The organism is Bacillus sp. EA-CB0995 (assembly GCF_055814245.1).
Genome location: NZ_CP169269.1, coordinates 3,955,879 through 3,970,651 on the forward strand (window position 1 = coordinate 3,955,879; position 14,773 = coordinate 3,970,651).

The window sequence follows — 14,773 nt, forward strand, 5'->3', positions numbered from 1 at the left end:
CGGATAATTCCTCCATTTGTATTCCCCCTTTACCTCAAAATATCATATAGACAAAGGAAGAATACGTCCTACTTGTAAACTTTATTTTAAAATTTTCTGAACATTCTATGAACGTTACGCACTTTGACTACCTGCGATTTGCGTTTTATACATTTCATAATAACGCCCTTTCTTTGCCATCAACTCTTCATGTGAACCTTTCTCAAGGATCGTTCCGCGGTCCAATACAATAATTTGATCTGCACTTTTAATCGTTGATAACCGGTGCGCAATAATAAATGTGGTTCGCCCTTTTTTCACGACTTCGAGCGCCTGTTGAATCATTGCTTCTGTTTCTGTATCAATACTGGATGTTGCTTCATCCAAAATTAAAATCGCTGGATCAAATGCAAGTGCGCGTGCGAAGGAAATAAGTTGCCGCTCACCTGTTGAAAGCGTACTTCCTTTTTCAGTTACTTCTTCTTGAATGTTGTTTGCAAAGCGTTCCGCTCCAACATCACGCAGCGCCTTCACAATCTGTTCCTTCGAAATTCGTTCTTGCTCTAAACTCACATTTGAAGCAACAGTTCCTGTAAATAGGAATGGATCTTGCAGTACAATTCCCATGTGCTCACGAAGCGCTTGTTTTGAGATGTCCTTTATATTATATCCATCAATCGTGATGTTCCCTTTTTGAAATTCGTAAAACTGAAAGAGTACATTCATAATCGAGCTTTTTCCTGATCCGGTATGACCAACTAACGCAATCGTTTCTCCTTGCTTCGCTTCAAAGGAAATGTTTCGTAGAACTTCATCTTTCCCGTTATAGGAAAACGAAACGTTATTAAAACGAACATTTCCTCGTAAACGTGGAACATGCTCTTCCTGCACTGCTTCTCCCTTTTCATCTAACAATTCAAACACACGCTCTGCCGCCACGCGCGCTTGCTCTAAATTTGCTAACTGATTCACCATGTTTGTAATTGGTGAAAATAATCGTGTTAAATAATCAACAAACGCGTATAGCACACCTAATGAAATCATCCCTGCTGCACTTAATGATGCGCCGCCAAAATGCCAAATCACACCTGTAAACGCAATATTGCGGAGCACCCCTACTAAGTTATGAGAAGTCGCTGCATTTAAACTTAAAATTTTATTTTGATACATATAATACTCTTCATTTAGCTGTTCAAATTCCTGTTTTACTGCACGTTCTTGACGAAACGCTTGAATAACAGGCATTCCTTGAATGGATTCATTGACCGTTCCATTAATATCCGATAACCGTGAGCGCATTTTATGATTGTACACAGATGCATACTTACGGTAAAAAATAGCCCACACACATAAAATTGGAATAAGGATTAAACACATGAGCGCAAGCTTTACATCTAATAAGAACAAGGCAATAAATATACCAATGATGTAAATAAAACTAGAAAAGAATGTCGATAGTACTGTTACATATAGCTCTCGAATCGCCTCCGTATCATTTGTCACACGAGAAACGATTTTCCCGGCCGGCAAATGATCAAAGTAACGAATCGGCAATGTTTGAATGTGAGAAAACACATCTTCTCGCATAATTTGAATAATTTTATTCGCTGCTTTTTGTAAATAAAATTGTTTTCCGTATGCAAAGAGGGATACAACAAGTAAAAGAGCTAAATATCCGCTGCCAAGTAAGAATAGCCGTTTTATTTCTGGTTGATAAAACGAGAAAATTTCCTCCCCTGTAAGCTTAGTCCCCTTATATACTTGCACCGCTTTCCCTTTCTGAATTGTAATCATATTCCCCTTGACAGAACGCGTTCCTTCAAGTGAAACTTTGTTAGGAATAAAATAGTAGTCGCGGCCAATTTGAATAATGCGAATCTCTTTTCCTTTCTGTTCTCCTGCTTTAAACCGATCGCCTCGCTTATACCAAGCACCGTTATAAAAAACAGTATCGTTTCCTTTTATCGTTTCGTGCCAAGGCTTTTCAATCCCTACGATATGTTCATCAATCATCGTTTTCGCAACAAACGGACCAGCTAATTCAGCAATAACAAAAATAAATAACATCGCTAAAGCTATCCCAATCGTTACTTTTACTTTCATTGCATATTGAAATAATCGTTTTCCAACGCTCATATTTTCACCTCGCCTTCTACTTCTTCCCCTTGTTGTCTTTCAAATTGCTCTGTATACCAACCGCCCTTTTGAATCAGCATGTTATGCGTTCCTTCTTCAATGATTTCACCATCATCCAACACGAGAATCCAGTCAGCATGCTCCGTAGCGGACAGACGATGCGTCGTAATAATCGTCGTTTTCCCACTGCGTTCTTTCCGGATATTTTCAATAATCGCCGCTTCCGTTCTTGCATCAACAGCTGATAACGAATCGTCTAAAATTAAAATTCCTGGATTTTGGATCACTGCTCGTGCAATCGAAATACGTTGTTTTTGCCCGCCAGATAGTGATACACCTTTTTCTCCAACAAGTGTTTCTAATCCATCCGGCAAAAATTCCAAATCTTTCTTGAAAGCAGCGATTTCAATTGCCTTTTGCAACTCTGCTTCACTTGCTTTCGGGTTTCCAAATAAAATATTTTCCCGTGCTGTTTTCGAAAAAAGAATGTGTTCTTGCGGAACATATCCAATCCAACTTAATACATGATCAATGTGTATATTTTGCAGCGATACACCGGATACTGTAATTTCACCTGTTCCTAGTGGATACTGGCGAAGAAGCTGCCGAACGAGCGTTGTTTTGCCACTTCCCGTTTTCCCAACAATCCCAAGTGTTTCGCCTCTATTTAACGAGAACGAAACGTTTTTCAAATTTAATTTAGAGGATGTTGGATACGAAAAGGATACATCTTCAAAATCAACGCAGTCTGGCTGATGTACACGCGATGGTTTCTTTACATTTTTTACGTCTTGCTTATATGCTAACGTTTCATTTACACGATCAAGTGAAGCATTCCCGCGCTGCATAACGTTTATCAGCTCACCAATCGCAAACATCGGCCAAATCATCATACCAAGGTACACGTTAAACGATACAAGTTCCCCAATCGTTACCTCATTTTTAAATACTAAAAACGCTCCGTACACAAGGCCAATTAAATAACTCATCCCAACAAGCATTTTCACTGTCGGTTGAAAAAGTGAATCAATTTTTGCGACTTTCATATTCTTTGCATACACATCTGTTGCTAACGTATTAAATCGCTTCTCATCTTCTCTTTCCTGTACATAAGCGCGAATGACACGTACACCTGCAATCGACTCCAGCACTTTATCGTTCATATCTCCAAATGTATCTTGTGCAACTGTAAAGCGCTCGTGTAATCTCTTTCCATAAGCACTCACTGCATATGCCATAATCGGAAGCGGCAATAAAGCAGCGAATGTTAACTTCCAACTAATTGAAAAGCCCATCATAAGCACAATTGTCAGCATATATAAACTCGAATCAACGAGCGTTAAAATACCAAATCCAGCTGTCATGGCAATTGCTTTTAAATCATTCGTTGCCCTTGCCATTAAATCACCTGTACGATTTCTTTGATAGAAAGTTGGCGTCATCTTCAGCAAATGCCCCATAAATTTGGAACGCATCGTTTTTTCAAGCACAAATGCGCCGCCGAATAAATGATATTGCCATACATAAGAAAGTACATAACCAACAGTTGTTGCTCCCAGTAACACCCACACATAATTCATAATCCCCGCGTTTGTTAAATTCCCGGCTTTTATATCATCAATCGCCAATCCAATTAGTTTTGGCGGAATAATCTCAACCACATTGACAATAAGTAAACAACAAATGGCAATGCTATACCTTTTCCAATGCGTTTTAAAAAACCATGTTAATTTTTGTAATACAGAAAACAATCTAACCTCTCCCTTCCTGTTGTTGTTTAAACATTGACTCATTATCCACTATCCAGCGTCTCCGTTTTTACCATTCGCACCTCATACTTTTCCATCGTCATTCCTTCCTTTCTCCATTTCATTTATTATTGAAACTATACAAATGTATAGGAACAATCTAAAAAAAGAGACAAAAAAAGGCATACCGTCGCTTTGACGATATGCGAAAAACGCATAAAAGCGTACGTCACGACACACGCAACGTACGCTTTCCTTTTCAACTAAAAAGAAGCGTTATTTGTCCGTAGAGGTTGCGTGATGATATTTATTGTTTTCATTGTGTAAAACAACTGAGCCAGTCATATATACGATTACAATCATCACGCACACCTCCTTCTTCTTTTATTTTCCATTTTTAATTTTATAACTTTAAAGACTTTTCTGTCAATTATTTTTTCATTTTTATGGAAAAAGATTATTAAGCAAAAGAACGTCCCAGAAATCACTTTTAAAAATATTTCGTTTGGACTTTTTCAAACCTCATACAATCACCATACACCTCACTCTTACAAGTCACTATTTTTTAGGAGGACTTAGCATGACAATTAGCATTTACTATTAACCTTTAGTGTGGGTGCACAAGGTATTCGTAAAGGTCTTGAATCTATGACGCATGAAAAAATAACAAGATTAAATTTAATGTAATTCTATAAAGGTAAGTAAAAAACAGTTTCTACTTACCTTTTTATTTTGTAAAAATAGTTACTAACACTACATTTTCTCATCACAAACTCTCTATCACTTTCATATAATATATTAACTTCTGATAGGGAGGTGGTGGTCACATGGCAACATTAAACGGCTTAGCAGAAGGTGACAAAATCCGCGTTTTTTCAGCTGGACGTGAAATTGACGGTGAAGGTGTTTTCCTTCGCTTCGAAGGCAACTTCCTAGTCTGGGTGGACAACCATGCTAATATAAATGTTACAAGTTTAGATACAATTAGCATTCGTAAAATTTCCTAATTACCTATAAAGAAAATATTCTAAATCCTTTTCACTAAAAGAAGATGAGTCTATGTCAAAAGAGGTTATATAAAACCTTTTTGAATAGGCTCTTTTTTATAATACGTTTTACACTTTTTATATGACTAATGGTTAAATACAAAACATTAACCATAACAAATGGCTCTGTTCAGATTAGCGGACGCATAAGGTATTCGTAAGAATGTTGAATCTATGACACGTGAGAAAATAACAGTATTGAATTTAATGTAAACCTATAAAGGTGAGTAAAAAATAGTTTCTACTCACCTCTATATTTTATAAAAATAGTTGCTAGCACTACATTTCTCTCGCACACACTCTCTATCATTTTCATATATATATATTAACTTCTGATAGAGAGGTGGTGGTCACATGGCAACATTAAACGGCTTAGCAGAAGGCGACAAAATCCGCGTTTTTTCAGCTGGACGTGAAATTGACGGTAAAGGTGTTTTCATTCGCTTCGAAGGCAACTTCGTAGTTTGGGTGGATAACAATGCTAATATAAACGTGACAAGCTTAGATACAATTAACATTCGTAAAGTTTCCTAATTGCTCATAAAGTGTTCTAACTCCTAGGGCAAAAAAGCAAAGTCTATTTCAAAAAGAGTTATTTAAGCCTTTTTTTGAATAGACTCTTTTTTTATAATATTTTTTACACTTTTTATATGACTAATGGTTAGATCATAATCAACGTTTACCCAATATAACCATTCGTTTGTACACTCAATAAAGATCCCCTCTGTACGTGTCTCCCCATCAAATACTTCTATCTTATCTCCTAATGAAAAAAGAGGCGGCAATGCACTCTTTTTTGTTTTTTTACTTAAATTCTTTTGTGTATCATAGAGTAGTCTCATACATTGTTCTAAAGAAGCTGCGAGCTCTTCATTTTGCTTTTTTAACTTCTCTATTGTACCTGGCACTGGCTCCTGGTGCCTATGAATTTCCTTCCCACATATAAAGCAGTTTCTCTTAAACCAGCTCTCCATTCACTATCCCTCTTTATCTCGCTACTTATGGACAGTAAAACTTCCACCAAATTTTTAAGGAAATAAAGCTACCCGTAGTTCAACTAGCCGTCAGTAAGGAACGAAAAAAAACTTACTGATAGCATCTTTGCTTTATACCTCATTTCATATACATATTATATGATGCGAAGCCTTAAGTTGTTTCATAATCTTAAACATACCCTATTCTCACAATAATCTGATTATGTTTATTTGCATTGACGAATAAAAAGCCATTTGTTACCCTTGGTTATGTTAACTTTATACATAAATCCTCATTCGTATCTCGGTGAGGTAGAGGTTGCAATTATTAATAGTATGATTTAGGAGATGTGTGGCATCGCTGATCAAATCGGAAAGGAATAGTTGCCGAAGCAAGAAGCATCCACAGCGCTTTCTTGCTGGGCCTGCATTGAATAAGTGCAGGACTGTCACAGGCTTTTTGCTTGTGGAGAGCTATCGAGAGGTATGTCCGCGGGTTTCTTAATAAGATTGAAAAGCGCGTGAACATATACGCGTTTTTTTGTTTTGTTTGGAACTTCAAACACATACATATCTCCTCGCTTGACTTGGTTATACTAATTTTGGAGGTAGTTTCTATGCAGCAAAAAAAATGGGGCTTTTGGGTACTTACTGCATTTGTAGTTGGGAATATGGTTGGGGCAGGTATTTTTATGATTCCAAGTACATTAGCACAAACGGCCAGCCCTCTTGGTGTTACATTAGCTTGGTTAACAACAGGATTTGGCGTATTAATGCTAGCTCTTGTTTTCGGTAATTTAGCAATTCGTCGTCCTGATTTAACAACAGGTCCGCAAAGTCATGCTTACGCGCTCTTTTCTTCACAAAAAACAAAAAAATGGCGGGTTTTAGCATCGTATGGGGCTACTGGGTTGCAAACTGGGCAAGCAACGTAGCCATCATTACATCATTTGCTGGCTATTTATCACTCTTTTTCCCAATTATGAAAGATACTCACGTATTGTTTTCAGTTGGAACTTTCAACATTGAAGTTGGAAAATTGATTACGTTCTCCATTTGCACCATTTTATTATGGGGTACCCATATGATTTTGGCAAATGGCGTAAATGGTGCCGGTAAATTAAACTTTTTAGCAACAACAGCGAAAGTAACAGGATTCCTTCTCTTCATCATTGTTACATTGTTTGCCTTCGAAGCTTCTAAACTTGGACAATGGTATACGCCAATCGTTGATAAAGAAGGCATTTCACACGGACTGCTATCGCAAATAAACTTAGCAGCCTTAACAACACTTTGGGCCTTCATTGGTGTCGAGTCGGCTGTATTATTATCAAACCGTGCTGTTTCACCAAAAACAGTAAAACGTGCAACTGTTACCGGCTTACTACTAACAGTTGGTATCTATTTAGGAATTACCATCTTAACAATGGGTGTTCTTCATATAGATAAACTACAAGCATCTGAACGACCATTAGCGGATGCATTAACTGCAGTAATGGGTCATAACGGCGGAAAATTAATGGCGCTGCTTGCACTTACTTCTCTATTTGGATCCATTCTTGGTTGGGTTTTATTAAGCTCAGAAGTACCGTATCAAGCAGCAAAAGAAGGATTCTTTCCATCCTTCTTCACAAAAACCAATAAAAAAGGAAGCCCGATTCATTCGCTTCGTTTAACAAATATTATGTCGCAAGTGTTCCTATTCTCAACACTATCCGGGTCAATTGCCCAGGCGTATACATTTGTTATTACCGTTTCAACACTTGCCTATTTAATCCCATATCTCGTTTCTCCAATCTTCCAGCTTAAGCTTGTTATCACAGGTGAAACATACGAAAATCAAAAAGGTTCTCGTATGGTGGATGGAGTCATTGCTGCGATTGCTCTTATTTATGCATTATGGGTTATTAAAACTGGCTCTTCTGATATGAAAACATTCCTGCTCGGCATTGGATTATTTTTAGTTGGATTTGCTTTCTATCCATTAATGAAACGTGACGAGAAAAAAGAAAAACAAAACGAGCAAGTTGCCTAGCTAAAGGTAACTTGCTTTTTTATCTTGTTAACGGGTAGCAAGAGAAACACTACCCTGCTTATAATAAAGTGAAACTTCCATCAGTGGGGGTTCTTCCTCCCCCACTGATGGAAAGCTCTCACCAATCGGGCTTTTACGAGCAGTTATCTCCCACCTATCTTCTTCGCTTTTCTCTGCATCTTGAGGTGGGGATTTTACTGCCCGTTAAAGCGGGATAAAACAAAGGAGTGATCTCAGTGACAATCGAAACACTTTGGAATGACCGTTTTCAGCAACATCTACAAAAAATCACGATGTACTTTGCGCGTATTGCAAGCGGGCTTATCTATAGCTTCCTTCTACTTCTTTGTGTAGGCGGCTATTATTATGCAAAATTTCTTCGTTCATTTCCATCTGAGTCTGTTGCATTAACCATTGTGACGGTTTTACTTACAATTGCACTCACTCGTTCTCCAATTCGTACATTTTTGCAAAAACCAGATATCCTATATCTATTGCCAATAGAAGAAAAACTCGCATATTATTTTAAACGCTCTCTTTTGTACAGTTATATCATTCAGCTCTTTCCATTATTATGCGTAGTACTCATCATTACACCTCTCGCGCAGCAATCGTTACATACAACTCCTGCTTTTTTATGCGGAGCCTTTGTCATTCTTGCCTTTATAAAGTGGTGGAATATGTATTTGCATTGGACATATAGAGGAACCGAATCTATTTCATACTGGTTGCTTATCAGGATATTCTGTAATGCAGCCGTTACATATACAATGTTTCAATTCACTTCCATTATGATTGTAGGAAGTATACTACTTTTCATAACGCTCTTATTTTTATATACGATTAATAAACGAAAACGGCACATTCATTGGGAATATTTAATAGAGCAAGAAGAAAAAATGGATATGCACTTTTATCAGTTTATTCATTTCTTTACAGATGTGCCGCAAATAAAACAGCAAGTAAAACAAAGAAAATGGCTGACTGTTTGGATTGAAAGATTACTGTATCAAAAGCGAGCTCCTTTTTTATATTTGTATAGTTTATCCTTTTTGCGCGCGAACGGTTACCTTGGCATCTACATACGATTGACTGTAGTAGGATGCATTGTTTTATACTACAGTCCTACGTTCATCGGAAAAGGAATCATTGCGTTATGTATCCTATACATAACCGCTTTACAACTTCGCGCCCTTTGGAATTATTTTTCGGGAAATAGTATTGTAGCATTATATCCAGTTTCACTTAAAGAACGAAAACGCGCTTTTATTACGCTTGTATTTCTAGTAACGATCGTGCAGCTAACGTTCTTTTCAATTATGGTTCTACTTAGTACTGGTTATCTCTTATTTACGTTATTACTACTAGTTGGAAGTATGCTGTTTATTCATTTGATTGTTCTAAAAAAGCAAAAACATATATTTCTACTTCATAAGCCAAATGATTTACGAAATTACCCTTCTTATTTAAGCAAGCTATATGGCTACTATCGCAAGAATGCGCATAGTGGCCTTTTTCTATTTTTCTAGGCACCAATTCCATAAAACCTTCATATAGATAAGAACAAATTGATCCCCCAAGGGAATGGGAAGAGAAAAGTTCAGTGGGAGACGGAGGCTCACTAACTGATAAAGTGAAACTACCAGCAGTGGACAGTCTTTTCATCCCCCACTGATGGAAAGCTCTCACCAATCGGGCGCATGCCAGCAGTTATCCCCCACCTATCTTCCTCGCTTCTCCCTGAATCTTGAGGCGAGGGTCTTACTGCCCGTTAATGCGGGATAAAATTTCCACTTTATTTTTTGGAGGTTTTCCTATGCATTGGTTATCCATTTTACTTATCGGAATCGGAGCAAACTTAGATAATTTAGGGATTGGTTTATCTCTTGGAATGAAAAAAGTGCACATTACAGCAATGGCTAATCTCTTTATTGCTATTATTTCTATGTTTGCGGTATATCTTTCCGTTGTAGCTGGTTCATTCATTTCGCAATATATCACTAAAGATGCTGCGAATATAAGCGGCAGCATTCTTCTTATTAGTCTAGGTGCATGGACTATCTTATCAGAATATCTATCCCGTCCTTCTCCTGTACTTCAAAATCCAGAGCAAGCAGACAAAGATGATAATAATACAATTTCTTGGAAAGAATCTTTTTACTTAGGAATTATTTTATCTCTCAATTGCATTACGATGGGTTTTGGTGGTGGAATGAGTGGACTTTCCCCAATTTGGACTGCAGTATCTGTTGGATTCTTTTCATTCGTCTCCATCATGATTGGTTCACATTCTGGATATAAGCTGTCACAAACATTCATTGGCAAATACTCGAATGTTTTATCCGGCCTTTTACTCATTGTAATTGGTGCATATGAATTTTTTGCATGACCAAAAAATAAAAAGAATCCATTTTGGTCAAAATGGATTCTTTTTATGTCGAGGCACCGATATATCTGCAAACAACGCCGATAAACTTAATTCCGAATAACAGCAGTAGTTGGAAGCAAGGAGTAAACGTTCGTATCATACGGCACATTATTTTGATACATATAATTTCTAAGAACGCCTTCATTCTGAAAGCCTAGTTTTGTTAGTAATACATTAGATGCTTTGTTTTCTGTAAAAACAACCGCTCCAATACGAGTTAATTCAAGCTCATGAAATCCGTATGATATAACTTTTAAAACCGCTTCAGTAGCATACCCTTTTCCCCAATGTTCAGGTAAAAGTGCATAAGCGATTTCAGCTCTCTTATGTTCAGAAGACCAGTCATGAAATCCAATCGTTCCAATAATCCCTTCTGTTTCTTTTATTTCAATTCCCCATTTTATTCCTCGCTTTTCTTTGTAGTTATTTAAAAAATTCCTAATTATATTTTTCACCTGTTCTAGATCTGTTAATGGATTTTGCCCATAGTAACGTAATACATCCTCATTCGAAAAGCAATTCAATATCCCTTGTGCATCATCTTCTATTAGCTCTCTCAAGATTAGTCTTTCTGTTTCTAAGATAGGAAACATTCTCCCACTCCTTTTTATATACCTTCAACAGCTGCATGTATCACTTTAGAATTAGCGATCCTATTTTTATTTGCTACACTTATCACGAAATATTCTATCCTTTATCCATTAAACCTGCCCATCAAAATCGTATTATAGTAATTCCCATCCGATAGCATTTTGTCATTTTTCAAGATACCCTCTACTTCAAAACCGTATCTTTCATAAAGGCTTTTAGCTTTCTCGTTCGTTTCAAGAACATACAAAGTGATTTTCTTAATTCCATGTGAGTCTGCCCAATTGACAGATTCTTTTAAAAGGTTCTTTCCAATACCATATCCCCAATATTCTTTTAATACACAGACACCAAACTCTACTTTATGAGATGTTCTTTTCAATTTGTTTCCTTCACACCTTGAAAAACCTACAATTCTTCCATTCACTTCGGCTACTAAAAATAGATTACTAACACTGTCTGTATCCTCTTTAATGATCTTTTTAAACCCAGCTTCATCTATGTATGCTTCGCCTTTTTCTCTATCTAAATTTTCTGTTTCACCATCTATTTGTAATCGTAATTCAGATAATATTTTTGCATCTTCTTCCATTACAGACCTAATCATATAACGTATATTACGACTATAAAATTCTTTTGGGCTAATTTTCATTACAATTACCTCCTACCCTAACTATTTAACTCCTTTTAAGAAAGCTACTTGTCTTCAAAACAAGCAGCTTTCTCACTATACTTACCCTATCTTCTCTACCTTCTTCTCTTGACGATGATACATATCGATTGCTTTCTTAAATAAAAGAATACTGCTTATCCCGATTAAACAGAATAAGATACTCATTCCCCAAGAGGCAACGATTGAACCAATCATAATCCCGAGCGTTCCTACCATTTTCGCGATTTGAAACACCATACCATTAATGGCCATATATGAACTTCTTGCATCATCCCTTGCCATATCTGCCCGAATAGATTGGCTGACTGGCACATACATCATCTCTCCAATTGTTTGGAACAAACCTGCTAGTAATAAAATCCATAAACTATTACTTGCTCCAAATAGCGTAAACCCAATTGTATATATAAATAAACCTGTATAAAGTACTTTCCGGTCCTGAAAGTGATTCATGATTTTCACAACAAGAGCTGAAAATAAAACTACTAATACTGTATTCTCAGTAGAAATCCAGCTTAGCATCCGAATCCCCGTTAAATCAAAACTATTTCCGTTCCAGAGTGAAAATGTTATCGTTTCAAATTCCTTTTGTAGACGAACTCCAATATAGTTATTAATTTGAAACTCTAGTGATAATGCGCATATGCTTGCCAAACACAATACAATAAATGCTCGGTCTTTCACGACAACTCGGTAATTATTCCCCATATCTTTTAATACGTTTTTCTTTTCTACTTTCTTTTGAACTACATATACTTCTTCCATATACACCGCAATCAAATACAGTGTTAATAATGCAATGCCTGTTAGCAACATAAATAATTGAAATCTGTAGTGTTCAAAAAGAAGTCCTCCGAAAATTGCACCAATGGCGATAGATAAATTGATTGCCCAGTAATTAATGCTGTACATCATTTTTCGATTTTCCGGTGTACTTACATCAATTAACATTGCTTCTGTCGCTGGATTCATCACGCCAGAACCAATGCTATTTATAAGTAAAAATACAAATGTGAGCCAAGGTGAATCTATATAATCTGAGTTCGCAACCCCCATGCAAGCAATAGAAACTACTTGAATCACCTGCCCGATAATCATGACCTTTTTCCGTCCTAATGTATCGGCAATATAGCCTCCATATAAGCCAACGATAAGTGATGCAATTACATTTAATAACAATAAGAACCCCGCTAATACTGCTCCTAATTTTACGGAAAAATAAATCGCCATAAACGGAAAAATCATCGTTCCTACCGTACGAGTTAAAAAGGATGTAATAATTCTAATTTTAATGTTGCGATGCATAGACCAAAATCCCATCTGTTTCCCCCTCCTTCTGTTTCTTCATTTTACTTTGAAAAAGTGGAAGAAAAAGGTTAAAATATTCTGAAGAGTTTCCCCTTTTATAAGAAGGAGTTATATAATATGAAAATTATGGACCACTATATTCGACTAAGACTTTCCTTTCCAAATGAACAACATATTCAAAATAGTCTCCAAGAATTGGCTGCCGTTCTATTTTGCAGTACAAAAAATGTGAAGATTTTACTAAAAAAAATGAGTGAAGAAAAACTGATTGAATGGATACCAGGAAGAGGGCGTGGAAATAAAACGGAAATTCACTTTCTTCATACATTTGTAGAAGCGATTTTACCGCATGTTGAAGAACTTTTAAGAAATGAGAAATTAACAGAAGTATTTCTTTTACTTAAAGAACCGCTGCCTTTCTTACTTAAAGAAAAAATAGAAGAACGATTAAATACTTATTTTGGATATACAACTTCAGATGATCTGTATGATGTGCTAAAAATTCCATATAACCGAAAATTACTCCCCATTGATCCAGCTTTTGCTGCTGTGACAACAGAAAGTCATCTTATTAGCCAAATCGTTGATACATTAGTGAGGTATAACGAAAAAACAGACGAAATCGAGCCGCACTTGGCACATACTTGGGAAGTAAGCGATGATCAACTTACGTGGACATTCTACCTACGTAAAGGTGTTCGCTTTCATCACGGAAAAACATTATCAGGAAAAGATGTAATCTTCTCCTTTGAAAGATTGCAAGCCGTTCGATCTCCTTTTGACTGGTTAACAGAGGAAATTGTGAAAATAGAAAATCCATCTCCCTTGCAAGTTATCTTTCATTTACGAAAACCAAATCACTTTTTTCTACATTACGTAAGCTCTGTGCAATTATCCATTTTACCGCATGATGTAATAATCCAAAATCACCAGTATATTGGCACAGGTCCCTTTAAAATAAAAAGTCTTACCGAAGACAATATTATTTTAGAAGCATTTCCAGATTATTTTAAAGAGCGGGCCCTCCTTGATCAGATTGAATTTTGGTTTATTCCAGAGCGGTCAAAAATACGAACAAATTACGAATTACCGAACATGGGGTGTAAAGAAGAAAAGGCAGTGGAAACAGAAGAAATTGGCTGTATATATTCAGCATTTAACTTTCAAAAAAACGGCCCGCAGCATGATATCTTTTTCCGAAAAGCATGGGCAGAAATACTTGATCCAACGTCGTTAATTCAAGACCTTGGCGGCAAACGTACAATGCCAGCTTATAGCTTCTTTCCCGATAAAAGCCGAACAATGTATAAAGAAACCTCTTTGCATAAAGCGAAAGAATATTTACAACAAAGTACGTATAACGGAGAAAGCGTACACATCTACTTCTTTGCATTTAAAGATAGCGAGGAAGATGCAATTTGGTTACAAAAACGCTGCGAAGCATTAGGAATACACTTACAGCTTCACCCATTTCCAATCACTGATTACTTTAACGAATATATTGTAAAGCAGGCTGATATTATTTTGACAGGAGAAGTTCTCGACGCCAATCTTGAAATGGCCTTCTTACATATCTTTAAAAATAAAAGCTGCTTTGTTCATCGCTTTAGACACCCACATCTTCAAAAACAAATTGATGAACTGCTTGATCTATTTGTAGCAGAGCCAAATAAAGAAAAACGATATGACTTAATATCTAAAATCGAAAAACTTCTTAGCGACCAGTACCTCCTTGTCTTTTACTACCATGTCTTAAAAAGAAGAAGTTTCCCATCTGCACTACAAAATGTCACCATTGATTCTTTCGGATGGACAGACTTTGCAAAATTGTGGATTCGTCCCCATACACAATAGGCGG

The 14,773-nt window shown here is 36.6% G+C and carries 11 protein-coding genes, 1 pseudogene and 1 riboswitch; of the genes and pseudogenes, 6 read left to right on the plus strand and 6 right to left on the minus strand.

The genetic code is table 11. The features are described from left to right. Positions 1-114 precede the first annotated feature (114 nt). Positions 115-2,115 carry an ABC transporter ATP-binding protein gene (locus ACEWFJ_RS20320; protein WP_473689721.1) on the minus strand — a complete coding sequence of 667 codons (2,001 nt, stop codon included), beginning with the start codon at positions 2,113-2,115 and terminating at the stop codon, positions 115-117. Next, the gene (locus tag ACEWFJ_RS20325) at positions 2,112-3,866 is read right to left on the minus strand and encodes an ABC transporter ATP-binding protein (protein ID WP_473689722.1); all 1,755 of its coding nucleotides are present in this window, start codon (positions 3,864-3,866) and stop codon (positions 2,112-2,114) included. The genes ACEWFJ_RS20320 and ACEWFJ_RS20325 overlap by 4 nt, the downstream gene beginning before the upstream one ends. 824 nt (positions 3,867-4,690) lie before the next feature. Between ACEWFJ_RS20325 and ACEWFJ_RS20330 the strand changes: the two genes are divergently transcribed. Continuing rightward, the gene (locus ACEWFJ_RS20330) at positions 4,691-4,870 is read left to right on the plus strand and encodes a hypothetical protein (RefSeq protein WP_473689723.1); all 180 of its coding nucleotides are present in this window, start codon (positions 4,691-4,693) and stop codon (positions 4,868-4,870) included. Positions 4,871-5,263: 393 nt separating this feature from the next. Then, complete coding sequence (locus ACEWFJ_RS20335; protein WP_473689724.1) at positions 5,264-5,443, plus strand: hypothetical protein; 180 nt, start codon at positions 5,264-5,266, stop codon at positions 5,441-5,443. 62 nt (positions 5,444-5,505) lie between these two features. Here ACEWFJ_RS20335 and ACEWFJ_RS20340 read toward each other — a convergent pair whose 3' ends face one another. After that, positions 5,506-5,883, minus strand: coding sequence for a hypothetical protein (locus tag ACEWFJ_RS20340; protein ID WP_473689725.1), 378 nt, complete (start codon positions 5,881-5,883; stop codon positions 5,506-5,508). Between the two features lie 305 nt (positions 5,884-6,188). Continuing rightward, positions 6,189-6,368: riboswitch (Lysine riboswitch) on the plus strand. A gap of 132 nt (positions 6,369-6,500) precedes the next feature. Between ACEWFJ_RS20340 and ACEWFJ_RS20345 the strand changes: the two are divergent. From ACEWFJ_RS20345 to ACEWFJ_RS20355, 3 genes and pseudogenes are all read left to right on the plus strand, one after another. Then, positions 6,501-7,918 (plus strand): annotated as a pseudogene (locus ACEWFJ_RS20345) (amino acid permease). A gap of 236 nt (positions 7,919-8,154) precedes the next feature. Next, a complete protein-coding gene (locus tag ACEWFJ_RS20350) occupies positions 8,155-9,447 on the plus strand; it encodes an ABC transporter permease (protein ID WP_473689726.1) in 1,293 nt (430 codons plus the stop codon). A gap of 287 nt (positions 9,448-9,734) precedes the next feature. After that, positions 9,735-10,307, plus strand: coding sequence for a manganese efflux pump (locus ACEWFJ_RS20355; protein ID WP_473689727.1), 573 nt, complete (start codon positions 9,735-9,737; stop codon positions 10,305-10,307). A gap of 86 nt (positions 10,308-10,393) precedes the next feature. Here the strand turns inward: ACEWFJ_RS20355 and ACEWFJ_RS20360 are convergent, their stop codons facing one another. The 3 genes from ACEWFJ_RS20360 to ACEWFJ_RS20370 all read right to left on the minus strand — a co-directional run bounded on the left by ACEWFJ_RS20360 (position 10,394) and on the right by ACEWFJ_RS20370 (position 12,927). Next, the gene (locus tag ACEWFJ_RS20360; protein WP_473689728.1) at positions 10,394-10,939 is read right to left on the minus strand and encodes a GNAT family N-acetyltransferase; all 546 of its coding nucleotides are present in this window, start codon (positions 10,937-10,939) and stop codon (positions 10,394-10,396) included. Positions 10,940-11,040: 101 nt separating this feature from the next. Further along, positions 11,041-11,586 (minus strand): GNAT family N-acetyltransferase, encoded by a 546-nt coding sequence (locus tag ACEWFJ_RS20365; RefSeq protein ID WP_473689729.1) that lies wholly within the window; start codon positions 11,584-11,586, stop codon positions 11,041-11,043. A gap of 81 nt (positions 11,587-11,667) precedes the next feature. Next, complete coding sequence (locus tag ACEWFJ_RS20370; RefSeq protein ID WP_473689730.1) at positions 11,668-12,927, minus strand: MDR family MFS transporter; 1,260 nt, start codon at positions 12,925-12,927, stop codon at positions 11,668-11,670. Between the two features lie 105 nt (positions 12,928-13,032). On the opposite strand from ACEWFJ_RS20370, the gene ACEWFJ_RS20375 reads away from it, so the two are divergent. Continuing rightward, positions 13,033-14,769: an ABC transporter substrate-binding protein gene (locus ACEWFJ_RS20375; protein ID WP_473689731.1), complete on the plus strand. Its 1,737-nt coding sequence runs from the start codon at positions 13,033-13,035 to the stop codon at positions 14,767-14,769. The last annotated feature ends 4 nt before the right edge of the window (positions 14,770-14,773 follow it).

Bases quoted from the DNA above. Each gene is read 5' to 3' on its own strand.
- ACEWFJ_RS20330 (WP_473689723.1), top strand. From the start codon at position 4,691: ATGGCAACATTAAACGGCTTAGCAGAAGGTGACAAAATCCGCGTTTTT.
- ACEWFJ_RS20340 (WP_473689725.1), bottom strand. From the start codon at position 5,883: ATGGAGAGCTGGTTTAAGAGAAACTGCTTTATATGTGGGAAGGAAATT.
- ACEWFJ_RS20375 (WP_473689731.1), top strand. From the start codon at position 13,033: ATGAAAATTATGGACCACTATATTCGACTAAGACTTTCCTTTCCAAAT.
- ACEWFJ_RS20355 (WP_473689727.1), top strand. From the start codon at position 9,735: ATGCATTGGTTATCCATTTTACTTATCGGAATCGGAGCAAACTTAGAT.
- ACEWFJ_RS20335 (WP_473689724.1), top strand. From the start codon at position 5,264: ATGGCAACATTAAACGGCTTAGCAGAAGGCGACAAAATCCGCGTTTTT.
- ACEWFJ_RS20370 (WP_473689730.1), bottom strand. From the start codon at position 12,927: ATGGGATTTTGGTCTATGCATCGCAACATTAAAATTAGAATTATTACA.
- ACEWFJ_RS20365 (WP_473689729.1), bottom strand. From the start codon at position 11,586: ATGAAAATTAGCCCAAAAGAATTTTATAGTCGTAATATACGTTATATG.
- ACEWFJ_RS20320 (WP_473689721.1), bottom strand. From the start codon at position 2,115: ATGAGCGTTGGAAAACGATTATTTCAATATGCAATGAAAGTAAAAGTA.
- ACEWFJ_RS20360 (WP_473689728.1), bottom strand. From the start codon at position 10,939: ATGTTTCCTATCTTAGAAACAGAAAGACTAATCTTGAGAGAGCTAATA.